The 24,384-nt window shown below is 71.8% G+C and carries 10 protein-coding genes; 9 read left to right on the top strand and 1 reads right to left on the bottom strand.

Features of this window, described 5'->3' with window-relative positions:
• Positions 1-178 precede the first annotated feature (178 nt).
• Positions 179-2,338 carry a RecQ family ATP-dependent DNA helicase gene (locus ABT170_RS22525; protein ID WP_329946848.1) on the top strand — a complete coding sequence of 720 codons (2,160 nt, stop codon included), beginning with the start codon at positions 179-181 and terminating at the stop codon, positions 2,336-2,338.
• 201 nt (positions 2,339-2,539) lie between these two features.
• On the opposite strand, the gene ABT170_RS22520 is transcribed toward ABT170_RS22525, so the two are convergent.
• Entirely contained in the window at positions 2,540-3,490 is a 951-nt protein-coding gene (locus ABT170_RS22520) for a methionyl-tRNA formyltransferase (protein ID WP_351870129.1), read from the bottom strand.
• Between the two features lie 260 nt (positions 3,491-3,750).
• On the opposite strand from ABT170_RS22520, the gene ABT170_RS22515 reads away from it, so the two are divergent.
• From ABT170_RS22515 to ABT170_RS22480, 8 genes are all read left to right on the top strand, one after another.
• Complete coding sequence (locus ABT170_RS22515) at positions 3,751-5,097, top strand: lysine N(6)-hydroxylase/L-ornithine N(5)-oxygenase family protein (RefSeq protein ID WP_351870126.1); 1,347 nt, start codon at positions 3,751-3,753, stop codon at positions 5,095-5,097.
• 100 nt (positions 5,098-5,197) lie between these two features.
• Positions 5,198-6,256, top strand: a complete 1,059-nt coding sequence (locus tag ABT170_RS22510) for a FecCD family ABC transporter permease (RefSeq protein WP_329946851.1) — start codon at positions 5,198-5,200, stop codon at positions 6,254-6,256.
• A gap of 203 nt (positions 6,257-6,459) precedes the next feature.
• Positions 6,460-7,494, top strand: coding sequence for a FecCD family ABC transporter permease (locus tag ABT170_RS22505; protein ID WP_329946852.1), 1,035 nt, complete (start codon positions 6,460-6,462; stop codon positions 7,492-7,494).
• A gap of 38 nt (positions 7,495-7,532) precedes the next feature.
• On the top strand, positions 7,533-8,396 hold the full coding sequence (locus ABT170_RS22500; RefSeq protein WP_351870121.1) for an ABC transporter ATP-binding protein: 864 nt from the start codon (positions 7,533-7,535) through the stop codon (positions 8,394-8,396).
• Positions 8,397-8,620: 224 nt separating this feature from the next.
• Entirely contained in the window at positions 8,621-9,670 is a 1,050-nt protein-coding gene (locus ABT170_RS22495) for an iron-siderophore ABC transporter substrate-binding protein (RefSeq protein ID WP_329946854.1), read from the top strand.
• A 97-nt stretch (positions 9,671-9,767) separates the two neighbouring features.
• Positions 9,768-11,555, top strand: a complete 1,788-nt coding sequence (locus ABT170_RS22490; protein ID WP_351870118.1) for an ABC transporter ATP-binding protein — start codon at positions 9,768-9,770, stop codon at positions 11,553-11,555.
• Positions 11,556-11,613: 58 nt separating this feature from the next.
• Positions 11,614-22,569 carry a non-ribosomal peptide synthetase gene (locus ABT170_RS22485; RefSeq protein ID WP_351870115.1) on the top strand — a complete coding sequence of 3,652 codons (10,956 nt, stop codon included), beginning with the start codon at positions 11,614-11,616 and terminating at the stop codon, positions 22,567-22,569.
• Complete coding sequence (locus tag ABT170_RS22480; RefSeq protein ID WP_351870112.1) at positions 22,556-24,256, top strand: ABC transporter ATP-binding protein; 1,701 nt, start codon at positions 22,556-22,558, stop codon at positions 24,254-24,256. Before ABT170_RS22485 ends, ABT170_RS22480 begins: the two co-directional genes overlap by 14 nt.
• Positions 24,257-24,384: the final 128 nt, after the last annotated feature.

The raw sequence follows: 24,384 nt of genomic DNA, 5'->3' as shown, positions 1-24,384 counted from the left end.
GCAATTGCTGAGGCTGACGGGAATCAGCCGGAATGACACTGATATCCCTGCCCGGATACCGCCCGGATGAGACCATCTCTCCCGCCCGAACCGCGAGGACCAGCGGAAACACCCGTTCCGGCCCGCCGTCCGGAGGCGGCGATTGTCCATTGTCCTTGCCATCGGGTTGCATGGGGGGATGGACAACCTGGAGCTCCGCGCCGAAGCCGATGCCATCCTCGCCGAGCTCGTCGGTGACCCCGGAGGGTCGGCGCGGCTGCGGGAGGACCAGTGGCAGGCCGTGGCGGCTCTGGTGGAGGACCGCAGGAGGGCGCTGGTGGTGCAGCGCACCGGCTGGGGCAAGTCGGCGGTCTACTTCGTCGCCACCGCTCTGCTGCGCCGTCGCGGCTCCGGCCCCACAGTGATCATCTCGCCGCTGCTGGCGCTGATGCGCAACCAGGTCGAGTCGGCGGCGCGGGCCGGGATCCAGGCGCGGACCATCAACTCCGCCAACCCGGAGGAGTGGGAAACGATCTACGGGGAGGTCGAGCGCGGCGAGACCGACGTCCTCCTCGTCAGCCCGGAGCGCCTCAATTCCGTGGACTTCCGTGATCAGGTGCTGCCCAAGCTCGCGGCCACGACCGGTCTGCTGGTGGTGGACGAGGCGCACTGCATCTCCGACTGGGGCCACGACTTCCGCCCCGACTACCGCAGGCTGCGGGCGATGCTCGCCGAGCTCGCCCCCGGTGTGCCGGTCCTGGCCACCACCGCGACCGCCAACGCACGCGTCACCGCGGATGTCGCCGAGCAGCTGGGCACCGGTGCCGGAGAGGCCCTGGTGCTGCGCGGCCCGCTGGAGCGGGAGAGCCTGCGGCTCGGTGTGGTCCGGCTGCCGGACGCGGCACACCGCCTCGGCTGGCTCGCCGAGCACCTGGACGAACTGCCGGGCTCCGGGATCATCTACACCCTCACCGTCGCCGCGGCCGAGGAGGCCACCGCCTTCCTGCGCCAGCGGGGCTTCCGCGTGGCCTCGTACACGGGGAAGACGGAGAACGCCGACCGGCTGCAGGCCGAGCTCGACCTCCAGGAGAACCGGGTCAAGGCGCTGGTCGCGACATCGGCGCTGGGCATGGGCTACGACAAGCCGGACCTGGGCTTCGTGGTCCATCTCGGCTCGCCGTCCTCGCCGATCGCCTACTACCAGCAGGTGGGGCGCGCGGGCCGCGGTGTCGCCCACGCCGATGTGCTGCTGCTGCCGGGCAAGGAGGACGAGGCCATCTGGCGCTACTTCGCCGACACCGCCTTCCCGCCGGAGACACAGGTCCGCCAGACCCTCGCGGCCCTGACCGACGCGGGGAGGCCGCTGTCGGTTCCGGCCCTGGAGGCGGCGGTGGATCTTCGGCGCAGCCGGCTGGAGACCATGCTGAAGGTGCTGGATGTCGACGGCGCGGTCAAGCGGGTGAAGGGTGGCTGGACGGCCACCGGGGCCGAGTGGGTGTACGAGGCCGAGCGCTACGCGTGGGTGGCGCGGCAGCGGGCGGCCGAGCAGCAGGCGATGCGCGACTACGTGAGCACGTCCCTGTGCCGGATGGAGTTCCTGCGGCGGCAGCTGGACGACGAGGGGGCGAGCCCGTGCGGCCGGTGCGACAACTGCGCGGGTGCCTGGGCCGATTCCTCCGTATCGGCGGAGACGCTGACGGGGGCGACGAGGGAACTGGACCGTCCGGGCGTGGAGGTGGAGCCCCGCCGGATGTGGCCGACGGGGATGCCCGCCCTCGGTATCGAGCTCAAGGGGCGTATCCCCGCCAAGGAGCAGTGCTCCACCGGGCGTGCCCTGGGCCGGCTCTCGGACATCGGCTGGGGCAACCGGCTGCGCCCGCTGCTGGCCGAGAACGCGCCCGACGGACCGGTCCCCGACGACGTCCTGCGCGCCGCGGTGGCGGTGCTCGCCGACTGGGCGCGTTCCCCGGGCGGCTGGGCGCCCGGTGTTCAGGACGCCACCGCCCGGCCGGTGGGAGTCGTCGCCGTACCGTCCCTGACCCGCCCGCAGCTGGTGGCTTCCCTCGCGCGGGGAATCGCGGACATCGGCCGTCTCCCGTTCCTGGGAACCCTGGCGTACACCGGGGCGGACGGCGCGCACGCGGCGCGGCGCAGCAACTCCGCCCAGCGGCTGAGGGCGTTGTCCGGCGCCTTCGCGGTTCCCGAGGAGTTGGCCGGTGCGCTCGCCGGGTCTCCCGGCCCGGTCCTGCTCGTGGACGACCGTACGGACTCCGGCTGGACCCTCGCCGTCGCCGCCCGGCTGCTGCGCCGGGCGGGCGGCGAGCAGGTGCTTCCGCTGGTCCTCGCCGCGAACGGGTGAGCCGAACGCCGCCGGGGTGAAATCGGCAACCGGTGAGTTCCGCCCCGTGAACTCCGCCCCGGAGAGTTCGGCATCGTGAACTCCGCCCCGGAGAGTTCGGCACCGTGAACTCCGCCCCGGTGAATTCCGCCCGCCGGGGCGGCTCGGGCAGGTGTCAGTGGCGGTTCAAGTGTCAGGGGCGGCTCGGGCGTCCGGGACGGCTCAGGCGTCGGGGCGGCTGGTCAGATAGCCGCCCATGGAGGTGAAGTACTCCGCCGCGGGCAACTCCCGCCCGTCCTCGGTCCGTACGCGTGTGATGGCCAGGCCGTGGTTGCGGCCGGTGCGGGCGTCGGGTCCGGCCACGATCACCACACCGTCGCCCTCACGGTAGAAGATGCGGCCGGGCGTACCGCCGTAGCGCCCCTGGGACACCACCGCGGCGAGGAGTTCGAGCCGCTTGCCCTTGTGGAAGGTGAAGGCGCTGGGGTACGGCGCGGACTGCGCGCGGACCAGGCGCTCCAGGACGTCCGCCGGCCAGGTCCAGTCGATCCGGATGTCCTCGGCCGAGCGCTTGTGGAAGAAGCTCGCTTCGGAGCGGTCCTGCCGGGTGAACTCCGTCTGCCCGGTGGCGATCAGGTCGAGGGCGCCGATGGTGACCGGGGCGATGAGGTCGACGGTCTTGTGGAACAGGTCGGTCGCGGTGTCCGTGGGACCGACCGGGACCGCCTCCTGCCGCACGATGTCACCGGCGTCGAGTTCGTCGTTCATCATGTGCGCGGTGACGCCCACTTCGGGCTCCCCGTTGATCAGGGCCCAGATCAACGGCGAGAAGCCGGCGTACTTCGGCAGCAGCGAGTCGTGGACGTTCAGCGTGCCGTGGCGCGGGAGTCCGAAGATGTGCGGGGGTATCCACGTCCGCCAGTTGTTGGCCACGATGATGTCCGGTTCGGCCTCCTTGAGACGCTCGAACACCTCATCGTCGGGGCGGTTGCAGACCACTACCGGAACGCCGTGCTCCTCGGCGAGATCGGCGACGGAGTCGCTCCAGATCTTCTCGTACGCGTGCTCGCTCCGGGGGTGTGTCACGACCAGAACCACGTCGTGATCGGAGTCCAGAAGGGCTTGCAGGGTCCGGTGCCCCCAGGTCTGGTATCCGAACATGGCGACCCGCATGGGGTTCCTCCTCAGAGCAGGGGTTGACCGATGGAAAGTAAAGCAAGGCTTACCTCAGTTTGCAACGCGCTCACCTGGAGCCCCAGTTGGCGGCTCTCGCTGTCCATTTCTCCGTCTTGCCCTATCGACAGTCGCGTGAGATTAGCTTAGGCTCACCTAAGTTTTGGCGGGTCGTTCTGTCGGCGTGCCCGTCTTTCGTATGTCGTACTTTCCCCACGCCTGCGTCTGACAGGCGGCTTCTCCTTACGATTGGGAGTGACATGTCACCGGTTCTTCCTGGCGACGCGGCACCGGTCTACGACCTCATAGGCATCGGCTTCGGGCCGTCCAATGTGGCCATGGCCATCGCGCTGAGCGAGCACAACGCACGCGTCGGCAGGCAGGAGACGGTCACCGCCCACTTCTTCGAGCAGCAGCCGCGCTTCGGCTGGCACCGGGGCATGCTGATCGACGACGCGACCATGCAGGTGTCCTTCCTCAAGGACCTCGTGACGCTCCGGAACCCGGCCAGTGAATTCAGCTTCCTCTGCTATCTGCAGAGCAAGGGCCGCCTGATCGACTTCATCAATCACAAGAACCTCTTCCCGCTGCGGGTGGAGTTCCACGACTACTTCGAGTGGGCCGCGGCCAAGGTCGACGACATGGTCTCCTACGGCCACGAGGTCGTCGGCGTCACGCCCGTCGTCCGCGACGGAGTCGTGGAGCATCTGGATGTGACGGTCCGTTCGGCGGAGGGGCTCGTGGTCCACCGCGCCCGCAACCTCGTCATCGGCACCGGACTGCGTCCCCGCATGCCGGAAGGCGTGGAGCGCGGCGACCGCGTCTGGCACAACTCCGAACTGCTTTCGAAGGCAGGCGGAATGGAGGGCACCTCGCCCTCCCGGTTCGTCGTCGTGGGCGCCGGCCAGAGCGCCGCGGAGAACGTCGCGTATCTGCACCGCTGCTTCCCGCAGGCCGAGATCTGCGCGGTCTTCTCCCGCTACGGCTACAGCCCCGCGGACGACAGCGCCTTCGCCAACCGGATCTTCGACCCCGGGGCGGTCGACGAGTACTTCGCCGCGCCCGACGACGTCAAGGCCCAGCTGATGGACTATCACGGAAACACCAACTACTCCGTGGTGGACATCGACTTGATCGACGACCTGTACCGGAAGATGTACCAGGAGAAGGTCCTCGGCGCCGAGCGGCTGCGCTTCCTCAATGTGTCCCGGCTCGTGGACGTCAAGGAGACACCGGACAGGGTCCATGCCACGGTGAGGTCTCTCGTCACGGGTGAGGAGACCGACCTGGAGGCCGACGTGGTGGTGTGCGCCACCGGCTACAGCCCCGTCGATCCCCTCCGCCTCCTCGGCGAGGTCGCGGACCGCTGCCTCCGCGACGACGAGGGCCGCGTCCGCGTCGAGCGCGACTACCGCATCACGACGGACCACGACCTGCGCTGCGGGATCTATCTGCAGGGCGGTACGGAGCACACGCACGGCATCACGTCGTCCCTGCTGTCCAACACCGCGATCCGGGTCGGCGAGATCCTGGACTCCCTGGTCGGCCGGGGCGCCGAGTCCGCCTCCGGCCAGGCCCGCCCGGTCGTGGACGGAACCGCCCGTTAGGGGATGTCCCGCGGGGAGGTCCGGTGGCACCGGGCTCCGGGCGCGGGGCGCCCGGAGGGCGGTGCGACCCCGGTGGAGCAAAGGGATAACGTACGTCGACATGTGCACGACCGCAGTTGAGCGCCCCGCGCCCCGGGGCATAGCAGAGGCCCGCCGCCGGCGGGCCATGGGTGTGGGCGCGCTCGTGGTGATCCTCGTGGTCGCCGGGGTGGTGTCGCTGGCCGTGGGCGCTCGCGCGCTGAGCCCCGCCGAGGTGTGGCAGGGACTGTTCGGAGCGCCGGATCCGGACCGGAAGCTGACCGAGATCAGGCTCATCGTGCAGACCGTGCGGGTGCCCCGGACGGTGCTCGCGGTCGTGGCGGGCATCGCGCTGGGGGTCGGCGGGGCGCTGATCCAGGGGTACACGCGCAATCCGATCGCCGACACGGGCCTGCTGGGGGTGAACTCCGGCGCCTCGTTCGCCGTGGTGAGCGTCATCGCCCTGTTCGGGCTGAGCAACCCGTTCCAGTACGTCTGGTTCGCCTTCCTGGGAGCCGCGGTCGCCGGGATCGTCGTGTTCGGCCTCGCGAGCATCGGCCGCGGCGCCGGCAATCCGCTGACGCTCGCGCTGGCCGGGCAGGGGGTCACGGTGTTCCTCGCGGCGATGACCACGGCCATCGCCCTGTCGGACCAGAAGTCGCTGAACGCGCTGAGGTTCTGGAACTCGGGGTCCGTGGCCGGTGTCGGATTCGATGTCATCTGGCCGGTGACCGCGTTCATCGCGGTCGGGCTGGTGCTCGCCCTGTCCGCGCTGCCCACCCTCAACCTGCTCAATCTGGGCGACGACGTGGCACGCGGCCTGGGCGTGAACATCGCGCTGAGCCGGACCATCGGGATCTGCGCCATCACGCTGCTGGCGGGCGCGGCGACGGCCGCGTGCGGACCCATCGCGTTCCTCGGGCTCATGGTGGCCCATGTCGCCCGGTACCTGACCGGGCCGGACTACCGCTGGCTGGTGCCGTACGCGGGTCTGCTCGGGGCCGTCGTGCTGCTGGTCTGCGACATCGTGGGGCGCGTGGTGGTGCGGCCGGGGGAGCTGGACGCGGGTGTCGTCGTCGCCCTTCTCGGCGCACCGTTCTTCGCGCTCCTGGTGTGGCGGGGAAAGTTCAAGAGCGCATGAGCGGGCCGGGGCGCACGAGCGGGCCGGGACGCGTGAAGGCGAAGGGGCGCATGAGGGCGGCGGAGCGCAAGGACGGGACGGGGACTTCGGGCGGGGTGGGGGCCTCGGGCGGGACGGAGCGTTCGTACGGGGCGGGGCGCGGCAGCGGAACGGAGCGCGGGAACGGGGCAGAGCGTGGGAACGGGGCAGAGGTGAAGCGAGCGGTGACGCCCGGTGTGCGGCTCGGCCGGGTGTCCTTCGTGTGGCGCCCCTGGATCGTCCTGGTCACGCTGGTGCTGGCGGCGGCGACCTTCCTGGTGTTCTGTCTGTCCATCAGCATCGGGGACTTTCCCATCGGTCTGTCCCGGGTGATCGCCACGATTCTGGGCGGGGGCGAACAGGTCGACGAGTTCGTGGTCATGGACCTGCGGATGCCGCGCGCCCTGGCCGGTCTCGTCGTCGGGATCGCGCTGGGAGTGTCCGGCGCGGTCACCCAGTCCGTCGTACGCAATCCGCTGGCCAGCCCGGACATTCTGGGTATCACCGGCGGGGCCAGCGCGGTCGCGGTCTTCCTGGTGACGGTGTCGGGCGGGACCGCCGCGGCGGTCGTCAGCTCCGTGGGCCTGTCGGCGGCGGCGCTCGTGGGCGGGCTCGGCACGGGTCTGCTGGTGTACTTCCTGGCGTGGCGGCGCGGGATCGACGGCTTCCGGCTGATTCTCATCGGCATCTCGGTGAGCGCCGTGATGGAGGCCATCACCGCCTGGCTGCTGGTCTCGGCCGACATCAAGGATGTGGCCAAGGCGCAGGCGTGGCTGGTCGGTTCGCTGGACAACCGGTCGTGGGACGAGGTCCGGGTCGCGTTCTGGTGCTCGCTCGTCCTCATGGTCGTCGTGGCCGCAGCCGCGTTCCAGTTCAAGCCGATGCACCTCGGCGACGATGTCGCGGCGGGTCTGGGCGTGCGGTACTCACGGGTGCGGGCGGTCCTGCTGCTGTGCGCGGTACTCCTCGCCGCGGTGGCGGTGAGCGGGGCGGGCCCGGTGCCGTTCGTGGCGCTGGTGGCACCACAGGTGGCGATGCGTCTGGCGAGGTGCCCCACACCGCCGATGGTGGCCTCCGGCCTGGTGGGAGCGCTGTTGCTGATCGGTTCGGACCTGGTCGCGCGCACCGCGCTGCCGATCTCCCTCCCGGTCGGTGTGGTCACCGCCGCGATCGGAGGACCTTTCCTTGTCTATCTCTTGGTGCGGGCGAACGTCAGATAGATGATAGAAAGGTTAGGCAATCCTAATAAGGGGGGCTTGTGGCCGCTCAGCGCAGCACCGAGAACGGGTCCGGGGTCAATGACGTCGCACGGCTGGCAGCCAGGGGCGTCACGGTCGGGTACGGCGGCCGGACGGTCATCGACGATCTCGACGTGGAGATCCCGCCGGGGGTGATCACCACGATCATCGGCCCCAACGGGTGCGGGAAGTCGACCCTGTTGCGCACCCTGACGCGGCTGCTCAAGCCGGCCGGGGGAGCGGTCGTGCTGGACGGCGAGGACATCGCCGGGCTCAGGACCAGGGATGTGGCGAAGAAGCTCGGTCTGCTGCCGCAGGCGCCGGTCGCCCCCGAGGGGCTGACCGTTGCCGACCTGGTGGCCAGGGGGCGCCATCCGCACCAGAGCTGGCTGCGGCAGTGGTCCTCGGACGACGCCGATGTCGTGGAGCGCGCGCTGGCGATGACCGGGGTGTCCGAACTGGCCGACCGCCCGGTGGACTCGCTCTCCGGCGGGCAGCGCCAGCGCGTCTGGATCTCGATGACCCTGGCCCAGGGCACCGATCTGCTGCTGCTGGACGAGCCGACCACGTATCTGGACCTGGCGCACGCGGTCGATGTGCTCGACCTGGTGGACGACCTGCACGAGTCGGGTCGCACCGTGGTCATGGTGCTGCACGACCTCAACCTGGCCGCGCGGTACAGCGACAACCTCATCGTGATGCGCGACGGGCGGATCCTGGAGCAGGGGCATCCGCGTGACGTGATCACCACCGAGCTGCTGCGGGAGGCGTTCGGGCTCCGGGCCGAGGTGATCGACACCCCGGTGGGCGGCGGGCCGCTCATCGTGCCGATCGGCCGCACCCACGTCCAGCCGAGGAGTGCGGTGTCCGCGGGCATGGCCTGAGGCCTCCCCGCGGTCTCCGGGCGGGCGTGCCGTCTCCCCGTACGGGGAAGTCATGGCCCCGTGAAGGGGAGGGCGTGGCCCGGGAGTTGGCGGCGCCCGCCCTCGGGCTGTCCTCGGCGGAGGAATTATTCAAGTAAGGCTAGGCTAACCTCACTTGTGCAGGATAAGGTTTGGCTGCCCCGAGACAGGGCGCAGCGGACAGCGCGAAAGCAAAGGGAACCCGGATGCTCCTCCATAGAACGACACTTGTGAAGCCATGGCGGCGGTTCGCTGCGGTCCTGTCCGCCACGGCCCTCGGCGTCGGCCTCCTCGCGGCGTGCGGTTCCGACACGGAGGACAAGGCGAACGACGACGCCCCGGCCGCGGCCGGCGGCGCGTTCCCGGTCACCGTGGAGCACGCGTTCGGGTCCACCAAGGTCACCAAGGCGCCCCAGCGGGTCGTCTCCGTGGGCTACACGGACGACCAGGCGATCCTGGCGTTCGGTATCAAGCCGGTCGGCATGGTCGACCAGTACCCCAACCCGGCGGGCAAGTCCCCCGACATCAACACCCAGTGGCCCTGGGTGAAGGACAAGTGGGGCGACACCCGTCCCGAGGTCGTCATGAACAACGGCGACTCGGGTCCCAACTACGAGAAGATCGCGGCCCTCCGGCCGGACCTGATCATCGCGGTCTACTCCGAGATCGACGAGGCCGCGTACGGGAAGCTCTCCAAGATCGCCCCGACGGTGGGCCGTACCAAGGCCGAGAAGGAGCCGTTCAGCGCCCCGTGGCAGGACAACGCCGTCCACATCGCCAAGGCGCTCGGCAAGGAGGACGAGGGCACCAAGCTGGTCCAGGGCATCCAGGGCAAGCTCGACGCGGCTCGTCAGGCACACCCGGAGTTCGCGGACCAGACCGCCGTCGCGCTGTCCTGGTACAAGGACTCGGTCGCTCCCTTCACCACCACCGACGTGCGCGGGCAGTTGCTGACCGGCATCGGCTACAAGGGCGCGACGGAGGTCGACAAGGCCGCGGGCGGCGAGTTCTCCACCGTGCTGTCGCCCGAGCGCATCGACCTGGTCGACGTGGACCGTATCGTCGTCATCAACGACAAGGCGGACCAGGAAGCGCTGAAGAAGTTCGAGCTGTTCACCAACCTCTCCGCGGTCAAGGACGGCAAGGTCTCGTACCTGCTGGACAGTGAGGGCCCGGCGGTCGGTGCGGCCATGTCCCAGGGCACCCTGCTGTCCCTGCCGTACGCGATCGACGAGCTCGTCAAGTCGGTCGAATAAAGATCCCGGTCGAACACGGACCCCGGTCGCCAACGGATCGCGGTCGAATGGAGATGGTGGTCACCCTGTCCGGTCACCGGCACGAACCGGCCTCCGCGTGAGCGCCACCGAGACCCGCGCGGCGCGGGCGACCCTGCGCACGGCGACCGGACGCGAGGCCACCCGGTGGGTCTCGGCCCACTGCCGCCGGACGCCGCGGCTGACGGCTGCCACCGTGCTGACCACGGTGGCCGGCGCGGCCCTCCAGGTGGTCCCGGTGCTGCTGCTGGGCCGGGTGGTCGACGCAGTGGTCGGGGGCGAGCCCCGCTCGGTCCTGGTCACGGTCGGGGCGCTGATGGTGACGGCCGCGCTGCTCGGCGCGGCGGCCACCGCGGTGTCCACGTACCTGATCGGACGGCTGGGCGCCGAACTGCTCGCCCGGCTGCGGGAAGGCGCCGTCCGGGCGGTGCTGGGGATGCCCAGCGCCCGGGTCGAACAGGTCGGCAGGGGCGATGTGCTGTCCCGGGTCGGGGACGATGTGGCCGTGCTGTCCAACGGCATCCGCACCGCCATCCCCACGGTGTTCTCCGCGGGGGTGCTGGTCGTCATCGCGACGGTCGGCATGTTCGGACTGGACTGGCGGCTCGGCCTGGCGGGCGCCGGCGCACTGCCCGCGTACGCGCTGGCCCTGCGCTGGTACCTGCCGCGCTCCGCCCCGCTCTACCGGAAGCAGCGGGCGGCCCAGGCCGACCGCGCGCAGGCGTTGATCAGCGGTCTGAACGGGATCGACACGGTCCGGGCGTACCGCCTGGAGGGCGCCGTCCGCGAGACGGTCACCCGTGAGTCGTGGCGGGTGCGCGAGCTGGGTATCGAGGTGTTCCGCTTCTTCGGCCGGTTCGTCGGCCGGGAGAACCGCGCCGAGTTCATCGGGCTGGTCCTGATCCTCGTGGTGGGGTACGCCCTGCTGGAGGCCGATGCCGCCAGTCTGGGGGAGGTGTCGGCGGCCCCGCTGATGTTCCACCGGCTGTTCACCCCGCTGGGCGCCATCATGTTCACCTTCGACGAGGCGCAGAAGTCCGGCGCGAGCCTGATCCGCCTCGTCGGGGTGATGGCGGAACCCGCGGAGGACCGGCTGGTCGGTGACCGGTCGGTCGCGGCGGCGGAGACCGTGCCGTACGCGGTGACGGTGGAGGGGCTGACGTTCAGTTATCCGGACGCCGAGGAGCCGGTCCTGCGGGACGTCGGCCTCACGATCCCGGCCGGCGGTTCACTCGCTCTGGTCGGGGCGACGGGCGCGGGCAAGTCGACCCTGGCCGCGCTGATCGCCGGGATCGGCACTCCGCAGGCCGGTTCGGTGCGCATCGGCCCGCACGACCTGGCCACCCTGGACGAGGCCGGGGCACGGGCGCTGGTGAGCATTCTGACGCAGGAGACACATGTGTTCTCCGGTCCGATCGCCGACGACCTGCGGCTCGCCGCGCCGGAGGCGGGCGATGACCGGCTGATGGACGCGTTGCGCACGGTCGGCGCCGACGGGTGGGCCGAGGCGCTGCCCGACGGGCTGGACACCTTGGTCGGCGAGGGCGGCGAGCGTCTGGACGTCACCAAGGTCGCGCAGCTCGCGCTCGCCCGGCTGGTGCTGGGCCGGTCGCCGGTGGTGGTGCTCGACGAGTCGACCGCCGAGGCGGGCAGCGAGGGCGCCGCCGAGCTGGAGCGGGCCGTGCTGGCCGCCTGTGCGGGCCGGACCACGCTGTTCGTGGCCCACCGGCTGACCCAGGCGATGGCGGCGGACCGGATCGCCGTGCTGGACGCGGGACGTGTGGTGGAGCAGGGAACGCACGAGGAACTGGTGGCCCTGGGCGGCCGGTACGCGCGACTGTGGCGGGCCTGGCGCGAGGGAAGCTGAGGCTTCCCTGAGTCGGGTTCGGTCAACTCTGGTACGTGGAAGGGATGCTGAGTCATCGATGAGGGAACCGAACGCTCGTCTCGTTCTGCTGTCTCCCGCGCGTCTGGACGGCGTACGCCGGCGCACCGGTGACTACGGCGACCGCACCGTCGCGGAGGCGTGTGCCATCGCTCTGGCGTACTGGGCGACGGGCCGGAGCCCCGAGGGCGCGGATCTCGCCCCCGGCACGCTGTTCGCCGATGTCCTCGGATGGGTCGACAACGGCGGCTCCGGGACCGACGGCTGGGAGGCCGGCGCGGACGGCCGGAGCATCACCGTCCCCGCGGGCGTCGTGCCGGCCGATGCGCAGCTCGCCCTCGACGACCTGGCCGACTTCCCGGACCGGCCCCTCGGCACCATCGGCCCGGACAGCGCCGCGCTGCGGATCGCCGCCCTGGCCCAGTGGAACGACACCGGCGCCGACCGGGTCCGCCCGACCGTCGTGGAGATGTTCCGCGAGCAGGCGCGGAACAGACCGGACGCCATCGCCGTCGTCGACGAGCACCGAACGCTGACCTACCGTCAGGCGGACGAACTCTCGGGCCAGTTGGCCCACCACCTGGCCGGGCGGGGCCTCACCTCCGAGCAGGTCGTCGGCATCTCGCTGGACCGCTCGGCGGACATGGTGATCGGACTGCTCGGAGTGCTCCGGGCCGGGTGCGCGTTCGTGCCGCTCGATCCGCAGTGGCCCGCCGCGCGCCGGGCCGTCGTCGCCGAGGACGCCCGGGTCGTGCTCCAGCTCAACGACTCGGGCGAACACGCGGCGGGCGAGCCCGAAGCCGTCGCCGTCGACCTCGGCGACTGGAGGTTCGCCGCCGAGCCCGGCCGGGGGACCGGGGAAGCCGTCCGCGGCCCGGACCTGGCGTACGTCATCTTCACGTCCGGTTCGACCGGGCGGCCCAAGGGCGCGATGATCCGCCACGAGGCGATCAGCGAACGGCTGCTGTGGCAGGCCGGGGAGATCCTGGGATTCGGCCACGACGACGCGTCCTTGTTCAAGGCTCCGTTGTCCTTCGACATCTCCCTCAACGAGATCTTCCTGCCGCTGGTGACCGGCGGCAGGCTGGTGGTCCTGCGGCCCGGCGGCGAACGCGACCCGCATCACCTGCTGAGCGTCATCGCCGAGCAGCGCGTCACCTTCACCTACCTGGTGTCGTCCATGCTGGACGTGCTGCTGGAGATCGCGGGCGACTCCGGGCGTCTGGACAGCCTGCGGCACGTGTGGTGCGGCGGCGAGGTGCTGACCCCGGAACTGTACGAGCGCTTCCGCGCCCGGCTCGACATCCCCATGTACCACGGCTACGGCCCCGCCGAGACGACGATCGGTGTGTCCCACGTCATCTACCGGGGCGCGGCCGAGCGTCTGTCCACGTCCATCGGCAGGGCCAACCCCAACACCCAGCTGTACGTGCTGGACGGCGAACTGCGCCCGGTCCCGGTCGGGGTCGGCGGTGAGCTGTACGTGGGCGGGCTCCTCCTGGCACGCGGCTACGTCAACGCGCCCGGCCTGACGGCGTCCCGGTTCGTGGCCAATCCGTTCGCCGCGGACGGATCACGGCTCTACCGCACCGGTGACCTCGCGCGGTACCTCCCGGACGGCTCGCTGGACTTCCTCGGCAGGGCCGACAACCAGATCAAGATCCGCGGCATGCGGCTGGAGATCGAGGATGTCGAGGCCGGTCTCGCGGAGCACCCCGGCGTACGGCACGTCTGCGTCGTGGCCAGGAAGAACTCGGCGGGCGGCACCTATCTGGTGGGGTACGTGATCCCGGCCGCCGGGAGCGAGGAGCTGCGGGCGGACGAGGTCAGGGCATGGGCCGCCCTGCACCTGGTGGAGTACATGGTGCCCGCCCACATCGTCGTGATGAGGGAGTTCCCGCTCACCGCGAACGGCAAGACCGACCGGCGGGCGCTGCCGGAGCCCGTGGTCGGGACGGGCGCGATCCTCACACCCGCCACCGAGAACGAGCGCGTGGTGTGCCGGGCGGTCGCGACGGTGCTGCGGCTGGACCGGGTCGGCGCGGACCAGGACTTCTTCCAGCTCGGCGGGGACAGCATTCTGGCGATCTCACTGCTGAGCGCGCTGCGCGAGGCGGGGCTGTATGTCACGGCGCGCCAGATCTTCACCAACAGCGTCGTCGGAGCACTGGCGGCGGTGGCGAGCCGTGAGGACATCTCCACCGTGGACCACGGCGATGCCGCGACCGGTCCCGTCGTGGGATCGCCCATCGTGCAGTGGCTCGGCGAGACCACGGGCGAGATCGACGGCTTCGTCCAGTCGGTGGTGCTCAACACCCCGGCGGACCTGACCGCCGACGCGCTCGGCACGATTCTCGACGCCGTGACCGCGCGGCACGACATGCTGCGCGCCCGGCTGGTGCGCGGCGACCGCTGGAGCTTCGACATACCCGGGGCGGAGCACACCGCCGCCGGATGGCAGGAGAGCGACCGTCCGCTGGAGGAGTGCGTCGCGCTCGCCACCGGGGGGCTCGACCCGGCGGGCGGTGCGATGCTGCGGGCCGTGTGGCGCCGCGAGGCACGGCAGCTGGTCGTGGTCGTCCACCACGTCGTCGTCGACGGTGTGTCCTGGCGGGTCCTGATGGAGGACCTGGCCACCGCCTGGCGCCAGGTCTCCTCCGGCGCACCGGTCGAACTGCCCCCGGTGGGCACGTCGTTCCGGCGCTGGACACAGCTTCTGGGACGTACGGAGTTCGACGCCGACCGCGCGTACTTCCTCCGCCCCCTGCCGGGAGCGGACGGACCGGTCGGCAGGCGTGCGCTCTCCGGCGCCGACACCGTCGCCCGGGAGCGGCAGCGGAGCTTCACGGCCGGCCCCGAGGTCACGGCGGCACTGCTCGGCGCGATACCCGCGAAGTTCCACGCGGGCGTCAACGACGTGCTGCTGACCGCGCTGGCCGTCACCCTCGCCCGGTGGCGCCGCGACCTGGGCCAGGACCAGACGTTCGCCCACATCGAACTGGAGGGCCACGGCCGCGAGGGCCGCTCCGTGGCGCGCGCCGCCGGATTCGAACCGGACCTCTCCCGGACGGTGGGCTGGTTCACCACCCTGTTCCCGGTGACCGTCGACCCCGGTGCGGCGGCCGATCCCACCGCTCCCGAGTACCTCGCCGCCGCCCTCAAGGCGGTCAAGGAGGACCTCGCGCGGGTGCCGGGCAACGGCATTTCCTACGGCGCCCTGCGCTATCTGGCCGGCACGGTGTTCGACGCGCCCGCGCCGCAGGTGCTGTTCAACTACCTGGGCCGCTTCGACGCGGGCGCCCCCGGGGACTGGCAGCTCGCGGGGACCACCGGGCAGTTGGGCGAGAAGCGCGACCCGAGGATGCGCCTGCCGCGCGCCCTGGAGTTCAACGCGATCGCCGAACCCGCCCCGACCGGCGCGTACGAACTGGTCACCACCGTCTCCTGGCCCGACGGGCTGTTCACCGACGAGGACATCGCGACCCTCGGCGGCTACTTCCTGACGGCCCTGGCCGGCCTGGCCGCGCTCGACGAGGGCGGCCACTCGCCCAGCGACTTCGCCCTGGTGCCGCTCACCCAGTCCGATGTCGACGGCCTGGACGGCCCGGCGCTGCGGAACATCCTGCCGTTGACGCCGCTGCAGGAGGGCCTGTACTTCCACTCGGTCTTCGACGACGACTCGGCGGGCAGCTACGTCGAACAGCAACTGCTCACGCTGGAGGGCGAGGTGGACGCCGACCGCCTCGCGACGGCCGCCACCCGGCTGCTCACGCTGTACCCGAACCTGGCCGCACGGTTCGTCGCCCTCGCCGACGGCCGGGTGGTCTCCGTCCTGGAAAGCGGTGCGGAGGTCCCCTTCACCACGCTGGACCGCCCCGGTATCACCGACGAGGAGATCCGCGACCACGCCGAGCGGGACCGCCGCGCCGGCTTCGACCTGGCCACCGGCCCGCTGATGCGCTGCACGCTCATCCGCGCCGGTTCCGGCCGGAACGTCCTGGTGCAGACCGTGCACCACATCATCGCCGACGGCTGGTCGGTGCCGCCGATGCTTCGCTCGCTGCTGGCCGAGTACCACGCGCCGGGGAGCGTGTACCCGCTCGGCGGCTTCTCCGACTACGTGGAGTGGCTGGCCGGACGCGACGCCGAGGAGAGCGACGGGGTGTGGCGCGGCGAACTCGCCGGTCTGCCCGGCCCCTCGCTGGTCGCCGAGGGGCACACCCCCTCCGACCGGTTCGCCGACATCTCCGTCGTACCCGGGGACGAGGGCATCGACATCGACGCGGCCGTCCGCACCGCGGGCGTGCCGCTGAGCGTGGCCGTGCACAGCGCCTGGGCGGTGACCCTGGGCGGCATCCTGCGCGGCAGGGACGTCGTCTTCGGCTCCACCGTGTCCGGGCGCGACGCGGACGTGCCAGGCATCGGCGACATGGTGGGCCTGTTCATCAACACGATCCCCGTGCGCGCACGGTGGACCGGGACCAGCACCGCACGCGACCTGCTCGACGCGGTGCGGGAACACCAGGGCGCGGTGCTGCCGCACCAGCATGTCTCGCTGGCGCGGATCGGCCGGCAGGCCGGGGTGGGAGCGCTGTTCGACACCCTGGTCGTCTTCGACGTCGCGACGGACGTGGACGCTCTGCGGCGGCCCGGCGACACCCTGGCCGTCACCGGCATCGTCAACGAGGGCGCTCCGCACTACCCGTTGACCCTGGTGGTGGAGCGCGGACAGGACGGCCGCCCGCGCTTCACCCTGATCCACGACGGCGAACTGCTGCGCGAGGCGGGCGCCCAGGAGATCCTGCGGACCTTCACCCGGACCCTCACCGGACTGCTCACCCGGCCGGACGCCCCGGTCGACGACCTGGCACCCGAGGACGGCCGGCGGCCGGCCCGGACCACCCCGACGACCCTGGACCAGCTGTTCGACGCAGCCGCGACGCGAGACCCGGCCGCCACCGCCGTCACCCAGTGCGCACTCGACGGCGGCAGCCGCTCACTGACGTACGGCGAACTCGCGGACGCCAGGGACGAGCTGGCCGCGGCCCTGCGCGCGGCGGGTGCCGGACCGGGCAGGCGGGTCGCCGTCGCGGTGCCGCGCTCCCTCGAACAGGTCGTCGCCCTGGTCGCGGCCGTCACCGCGGGCGCCGCGTACGTACCACTGGACCCGGCCTACCCGGACGAACGGCTGGAGTACATCCTCGCCGACTCCGCTCCACAGGTCGTCCTCGTGGACCGGGAGCAGCAGGACCGCTTCACGGCCCTGCTGGCCCGTGCGGGCGTACCGGCCCGGGTGCTCGTACAGGGGGAGGAGCCGGCGGACGAACAGCGGGGGGACCGGCCGAGGACGTCCGGCACGGGCCCCGGCGAGCCGCCGGCCACCGCCCGTCCCGTCCCCGGACCCGGCCCGCACGACGCCGCGTACGTGATCTACACCTCCGGATCGACCGGCAGGCCCAAGGGCGTCGTCGTCCCGCACTCCGGTGTGGTGACGCTGCTCGCGAACACCGGGCCGGACATGGACTTCGGCCCGCACGACGTATGGGTCCAGTTCCACTCCTTCTCCTTCGACTTCGCGGTCTGGGAGCTGTGGGGCGCACTGGCACACGGCGGCGAGCTGCTGGTGCCGGAGTACGCGCTGACCCGCTCCCCGGTCGACTTCCACCGGCTGGTCCGCGAGCGCTCGGTGACCGTGCTCAACCAGACCCCGTCGGCCTTCTACCAGTTCATCGAGGCCGACCGGCACGCCGACGGGCCGGTCACGGCGCTGCGCCGGATCATCTTCGGGGGCGAGCCGCTGGACCTCGGGCGGCTGCGCGGCTGGACCGAACGGCACGGTACGGCCTCGCCCGAGCTCGTCAACATGTACGGCATCACCGAGACCACCGTCCATGTCACCCACCGGGTGCTGACGGACGAGGACTTCGTACGGGGCGACGACGTCAGCCCGATCGGCGGTCCGATCCCCGGACTGGTCACCCATCTGCTCGACGACCGGCTCCGGCCGGTGCCGCCCGGCCGGGTGGGGGCCATCTACGTCGCCGGTGACCAGGTGTCCCTCGGCTACCTGGGCCGGCCGGGGCTCACCGCGGGCCGGTTCGTGGCGAATCCGTTCGCCGGCGACGGCTCCCGGATGTACCACACGGGCGACCTCGCCCGCCGCACGCTCGACGGCGAGCTGGAGTTCACCGGCCGCGCCGACGACCAGGTGCAGCTCAAGGGATTCCGTATCGAGCTCGGTGAGGTGGAGGCCGCGGTCAGGGAGCTCGCCGGCGTGGTCGACGCGGCCGTCACCGTGGCGGACAGCGGCGACCACCTCGTCGCGCACGTGGTGGGCGACGTGCCCGCCGACGTCACCGGACTGCTGGCCGCGAGGCTGCCCGCGCACATGGTGCCGGGCCGGGTGCTGCCCGTCGACGCCCTGCCGCTGACGGTCAACGGCAAGCTCGACCGGAAGGCGCTGGCCGCGCGTGCCGCCACCGCACAGGACGGCCCCCCGGCCGCCCCGAGCGATTCTGCCCTCGCCGCCCTGGTCGGCGTCTTCGCCGAGACGCTGCCCGGCTCCGCCCCGGACGCCGACACCGACTTCTTCCGGGCCGGGGGCGACAGCATCGTCGCCATCACCGTGGTCAACCGGGCCCGGGCGCTCGGCCTGCCCGTCGCACCCCGGGACGTGTTCCTCTTCAGGACACCGCGCGCTCTCGCCGAGCACCTGGGGACGCGCACCCCGCAGGCCGCCGCGCCCGCGCCGTCCCGCCGTGCGGACGGCCCGCTGACCCCGACACCGATCATCCTGCGCCAGCGCGAACTGGGCGGATCGCTCGCCCGGTTCGCCCAGGCCAGAACACTGGTCGCCGCCGAGGGCACCGGGCTCGCCGACGCAGTGCGCGCCGCGAACGCCGTCGTGGCGGCGCACCCGGCCCTCCGGCTGCGGCTGCGCGCCGAGCACGGGGTGTGGGCGCTGCGCACCGATCCGGCCGACGAGATCACCGTCGTCGCCACCGACGCGGCCGACGCGACAGCGGCGGCGGACGAAGCCGCCGGACGGCTCGATCCCGAGTCCGGGGACGTCATCGCCTTCTCATGGCTGGAGGCGAGCCGCACCCTGGTGGTCACCGCGCACCACCTCGCCGTCGACGCGGTGTCCTGGCTCGTCCTCCTCGACGACCTGGCCACCGCCATGGGCGGGGCGGACCTGGCACCGCCGACCACGTCCTACGCCGAGTACGCCGAGGCGCTCGCGGCACGGTCCGCCCACGAGACCGAGAGCCTGGGGAACTGGATCACCACACTCCAGGCCCCCGCGCCGCTGCCCCCGGCCGAACGGCTCCGCGAGGCCACCGTCGTCCTCGCGCCCGGGGCGAGCGACCGGGTGACGCGCACCGCCCCCGCCGCACTCGGCGTGGGGCTCACCGAGCTGCTGTGCGGCGCGCTGCGCGCCGCGCTGACACGGATCCAGCCGGAGCCCACCGATCTGGCGATCGAGCTGGAGCGGCACGGCCGGGTTCCCGCCCTCGAACACCACGACTACACCCGCACGGTCGGCTGGTTCACCTCCATCGCGCCCGTACGGCTCACCCCGCACACCGACCCCGTCGCGGCGGCGCGCGAGGTCGCCGAACGCCAGCCGGACGAGCGTGGTCACGTCGCCTACGGCGCGCTCAGATACCTCAACCCGCAGACGGCCCCGCTGCTGAGCGCCCGCCCGCAGGTGCTGTTCAACTACCTCGGCCGGGGCGGCGAGTCCGAGGTGCCGCGCCTCACCGGCGGGGACCAGGGCAGCCCGTACGCCGTCGAGGTCAACGCGTGGACCGACGGGGCCACCGGAAGCCTGCACGCGGCCTTCACCCTCGCCGAGGGCGTGTCCGACGAGATCACCGGGCACTGGCTCGACGCACTGGAGCACATCGCGGACGTGTCCGCGACCGCCGAGCGCACCGCACCGGTCACCCCGCTCCAGCGGGGCCTCTTCTTCCAGGCCCAGATGGCGGGTACGGCCGGACACTATGTCGCGCAGTCCTACTTCGCCTTCGACCGGCGCCTGGACACCGACGCGCTCACCGCGGCGATGGCGTACGTGATCGCGCGGCACCCGGTCATGGGCGCCGGCTTCACCACCGACGACGACGGAAACCCGGTACAGGTCCTCAAGGCCGGCCGGCGGGTCGATGTCCGTACCGTCGCCCTGTCGACGGACGCGGAGGTCGACGCCCTGCGCGCCCGGGACCGCGACACGGGATTCGACCCGGGGGAGCCGCCCCTGATCCGGCTCACCGTGGTGCGGCTGCCCGGCCACCGGGACGGGCTGCTGCTGAGCTACCACCTGCTGCTGCTGGACGGCTGGTCCCGCGAGATCCTGCTGCGGGACCTGTTCGACGCCTATGAGACCGTCCTCGCGGGAGGGACACCCACCGCGTCGCCGGCCCTGCCGAGCTTCGAGGACCACGCCCGGACGCTCGCCGCCAGGGACCCCGCCGTATCGGAGCGCTTCTGGGCGGAGCACCTGGCCGGCCTCAGCGGTCCGACCCTGCTCGCCGGACCGCGGCCGTCCCTCCCGGACGCACTGCCGCACGCGCTCGTGCACACGCTCTCCGCCGACCTGTCCGAACTGCTGCGGGAAACGGCCAGGGTGCACGGCGTCACACTGAACACGGTGCTGACCGGCGCGTTCGGCCTTCTCCTCGGCGCACACACGGGCCGCGCGGACGCCGTGTTCGGCGTGACCGTCTCGGGCCGGGACGGCGAGGGCCTGTCCGACATCGTCGGCGTGCTGCTCAACACCGTGCCCATGTGGACCCGGGCGCGGCCGCACGACACGGTCCGCGACTATCTGTCGGCGGTCCAGGCGGCCAGGGTCGAGGCGATGGAGCATGAGCACCTGGGACTCGGCGAGATCCAGCGGGCCGGCGGGCACGACACCCTGTTCGACAACCTGTTCGTCCTCCAGAACTTCCTGGACATGGACGCGTTCGCCGAGATGAACGCCCGGCACGGCATCACCTCGGTGAAGGCCGACGACTCCACGCACTACCCGTTCACCTGGGTCGTCACCCCCGGCGACCGGCTGACGGTCAAGCTGGAGCACCGCGACGGCGACACCGGCGGCGCCCGCCGTCTCCTGGACGGCTATGTGCGCGTACTGAAGGACCTGGCCGGGGCGAGGGGACCGGTGGGCGCGCTGCCGGGCCTCGGCGCGGATCCCGCGCCCGCGGAACGTACGGACGTGGGCACGGACACCGTCGTCGACCGGTTCGACCGGGCCGCGGACCGTGATCCGCGGCGGGTCGCGCTGGTCGCCCACGGTTCGGCCATGACGTTCGGCGAACTCCGCGACCGCAGCCGCGCGGTGGCGGGTGTGCTCGCCGGGCGGGGCATCGGCCCCGAGCAGGCGGTGGGCCTGGCGGTCCCGCGTTCCCTGGACTCGATCGTGGCACTGTTCGCCGTGCTGCGCGTCGGCGCCGCCTACGTACCGCTGGAGCTGGACCACCCGGACGAGCGGATCGCCACGATCGTCGCGGACGCCCGCCCGGAGGTGATCCTCACGGTGAGCGCCGTGTCGCCCCGGCTGACCGGCGAACTGATCGAGCTGGACCGCCCGTTGCCCGGGTCCGAGCCGTACGTGACCTTCGCGGCGGACGACCCGGACCGCCTGCGCCACCCCGCGTACACGATCTACACCTCCGGCTCGACCGGGAAGCCCAAGGGTGTGGTGACCGAGTACGCCGGCCTCACCAACATGCTGATCAACCATCAGCGCCGGATCTTCGAGCCGGTCCTCGCGGAGCACGGCAACCGGGTCTTCCGGATCGCCCACACGGTGTCGTTCGCGTTCGACATGTCGTGGGAGGAACTGCTGTGGCTCGCCGACGGCCATGAGGTGCACATCTGCGACGAGGAGCTGCGCCGCGACGCGCCCCGGCTGGTCGAGTACTGCCTGGAGCACGGGATCGACGTCATCAACGTGACGCCGACCTATGCGCAGCAACTGGTGGCCGAGGGACTGCTCGACCACCCGGAGCGGCGGCCCGCGCTGGTACTGCTGGGCGGCGAGGCGGTCACCCCGACGCTGTGGCAGCGGCTGGCGGACACCGCGGGGACGGTCGGCTACAACCTGTACGGACCCACCGAGTACACCATCAACACCCTCGGCGTCGGCACGTTCGAATGCCAGGACCCGGTGGTGGGCGTCCCGATCGACAACACCGAGGTGTACGTCCTGGATCCCTGGCTGCGGCCCCTGCCGGAGGGAGCGCCCGGTGAGCTGTATGTGTCGGGCATCGGCATCGCCCGCGGCTATCTCGGGCAGAGCGCCCAGACCGCGCACCGGTTCGTGGCGTGCCCGTTCGGCGCACCCGGCGAACGGATGTACCGCACCGGGGACCTGGTGGTCCGGCGGCCCGACGGCAATCTGACGTACCTGGGCCGCACCGACCAGCAGGTCAAGATCCGGGGCCACCGGGTCGAGCCGGGCGAGGTCGAGGCCGCGTTCGCGGCGCACCCGGCGGTACGGTTCGCCGCCGCGGTCGCCCAGCCCGACCCCCAGGTCGACGGCGCCCACCGGCTGGCCGCGTATCTCGTGCTGGACGGCTCCGGCCTGGCCGAGGTCGCCGCCGAGGTGGGCGCCGGGCTGCCGGACTTCCTGCGCCCGACGCACTACGCCCAGGTCGACAGCATCCCGCTGACGGTGAACGGGAAGGCCGACACCAAGGCGCTGCCGGAGGCGAGACCGCTGGGCGCGCTGACCACGGCGGGTGAACGCGGCCCGGAGACGGAGACCGAGACGGCGCTGTGCGAGCTCTTCGCCGAAGCGCTCGACCTGGACGACGACGAGGTGAGCGCGGTGAGCGACTTCGTGTCCCTCGGAGGGCACTCCATGCTGGCGGTGCGGCTGATCGGGCTGCTCCGCCGCGAGTACGGTCCTGTGGTCACCATCCGTGACCTGTACACCCTGCGAACCCCGGAAGCGATTGCCCGTCACCTTGATGACCACTCCTGACACGCAGAGGCCCCGCGCGGGGTCCCGGATCCTGCGGACCGCACTGCGCCGCAACGTCGGTGCCATGGCCTGGGGCACCGTCCTCATGGGCATGTACCAGGCGGCGGAGACCGCCTTCCCCATCGCGCTCGGCCTGATCGTCGAGCACACGATGCAGGACCGGAGCCTGGGCGCGCTCGCCGTGTCGATCGGCGCGCTGGCCGTGATCATCACGACGGTGTCGCTGTCGTGGCGGTTCGGCATGCGCATCCTTCAGAAGGCCAACACGACCGAGGCGCACCGCTGGCGGGTGCAGGTGGCGGCCTGCGGACTCCAGCCGGTGGCCGGGGACGTCGATCTGAAGTCCGGCGAGGTGCTGACCATCGCCACCGAGGACGCCGACCAGACCGCCGACATCATCGAGGTGGTGCCGCTGCTGATCAGCTCACTGGTCGCGGTGCTTGTCGCGGCCGTCGCGCTGGGGCTGGCCGACATCAGGCTCGGCCTGCTGGTCATCGTGGGAACCGTCGCGATCCTGTCGATCCTGGCCGTGATGTCCAAGCGCATCGGTGCCAGTACCCGCGAACAGCAGGCCCGGGTGGCGCGGGCGGGCGCGAAGGTCGCCGACCTGATCACCGGCCTGCGCCCGCTGCACGGCTTCGGCGGCAACCACGCGGCGTTCCTCTCCTACCGGAAGGTCAGCACGGAGGCGAAGCACCAGGCGATCACCGTGGCCAGGGTGAACGGCGCCTACGCCGGTACCGCGCTGGCCCTCAACGCGGTCCTCGCCGCGGCGGTGACCCTGACGGCGGGCTGGCTGGCGTTCGGCGGCGGGATCACCATCGGCGAACTGGTCATGGCCGTGGGCCTCGCGCAGTTCATCATGGAACCGCTGAAGATGTTCTCGGAGATGCCGAAGTACGTGATGATCGCGCGCGCGTCGGCCGAACGGATGTCGCTGGTGCTGTCCGCGCCGCCGGTGACGGCCCCGGGCCCGGAGCGCCCGGCCGCGGGCGGCGACCTCGTGGTCGACTGCGTACGGTACGGGTCCCTGCACGAGCTGAAGTTCGAGGTGCCCGCGGGCGAGTTCGTGGCGATCGCCGTCTACCGGCCTCGCGCGGCGGCCGACCTCGCGTCGATCCTGGCCGTGAACGTCCCGCCCCATGCGTACGAGGGCACGGTACGGATCGGCGGGCAGGCGATCGGGGACCTGTCGGTCGAGGCGGTCCGCGAACACCTGCTGGTGAACCCGTACGACGGCGAGATCTTCGCGGGAACCCTCCGTACGAACATCGACCCCTCGGGCACCAGCCGGACGGTCCCCGAGGCCGTCGAGGCGTCCATGCTCACGGATGTCGTCGCGCTCCACCGCGAAGGACTCGACTACGGCGTCCGCGACCGCGGCGCGAACCTCTCCGGAGGGCAGCGCCAGCGGCTGTCCCTGGCCCGCGCCCTCGCCGCCGACAGCGAGGTGCTGGTCCTGCACGACCCGACGACGGCCGTCGACGCGGTCACCGAACAGCTCATCGCGCGCAACATCGCGAAGCTGCGCCGAGGCCGCACCACCGTCGTGATCACCAGCAGCCCGGCCCTGCTGGACGCCGCCGACCGTGTGCTCGTCCTGGACGACGGGGTCATCACCGCGCAGGACACCCACCGCAATCTCCTGGCCACCGACGAGGACTACTGCCTGGCCGTGACGCGGTGACCTCTCGTCACGGAGGCCCGTGGGCGGTCGGGGCAGGAAGGGCGCCGGGGACGCGGTGATACGTCCCCGGCGCCCCCGGTGCCCGGTTTTCCCGGCGCCTTCGGTGTCCCCGGCATCCCCGGCGGCCT

The sequence above is a fragment of the Streptomyces sp. NPDC001787 genome (genome assembly GCF_040297465.1).
Classification (GTDB): domain Bacteria; phylum Actinomycetota; class Actinomycetes; order Streptomycetales; family Streptomycetaceae; genus Streptomyces.
Note: the sequence above shows the minus strand (reverse complement) of the source record. Positions and strands in the feature narration are given on the sequence as shown.

What these genes read in the sequence shown, in the direction of transcription:
- ABT170_RS22525 (WP_329946848.1), top strand. Translation starts at nt 179, where the DNA reads ATGGACAACCTGGAGCTCCGCGCCGAAGCCGATGCCATCCTCGCCGAG.
- ABT170_RS22520 (WP_351870129.1), bottom strand. Translation starts at nt 3,490, where the DNA reads ATGCGGGTCGCCATGTTCGGATACCAGACCTGGGGGCACCGGACCCTG.
- ABT170_RS22515 (WP_351870126.1), top strand. Translation starts at nt 3,751, where the DNA reads ATGTCACCGGTTCTTCCTGGCGACGCGGCACCGGTCTACGACCTCATA.
- ABT170_RS22510 (WP_329946851.1), top strand. Translation starts at nt 5,198, where the DNA reads ATGTGCACGACCGCAGTTGAGCGCCCCGCGCCCCGGGGCATAGCAGAG.
- ABT170_RS22495 (WP_329946854.1), top strand. Translation starts at nt 8,621, where the DNA reads ATGCTCCTCCATAGAACGACACTTGTGAAGCCATGGCGGCGGTTCGCT.
- ABT170_RS22485 (WP_351870115.1), top strand. Translation starts at nt 11,614, where the DNA reads ATGAGGGAACCGAACGCTCGTCTCGTTCTGCTGTCTCCCGCGCGTCTG.
- ABT170_RS22480 (WP_351870112.1), top strand. Translation starts at nt 22,556, where the DNA reads ATGACCACTCCTGACACGCAGAGGCCCCGCGCGGGGTCCCGGATCCTG.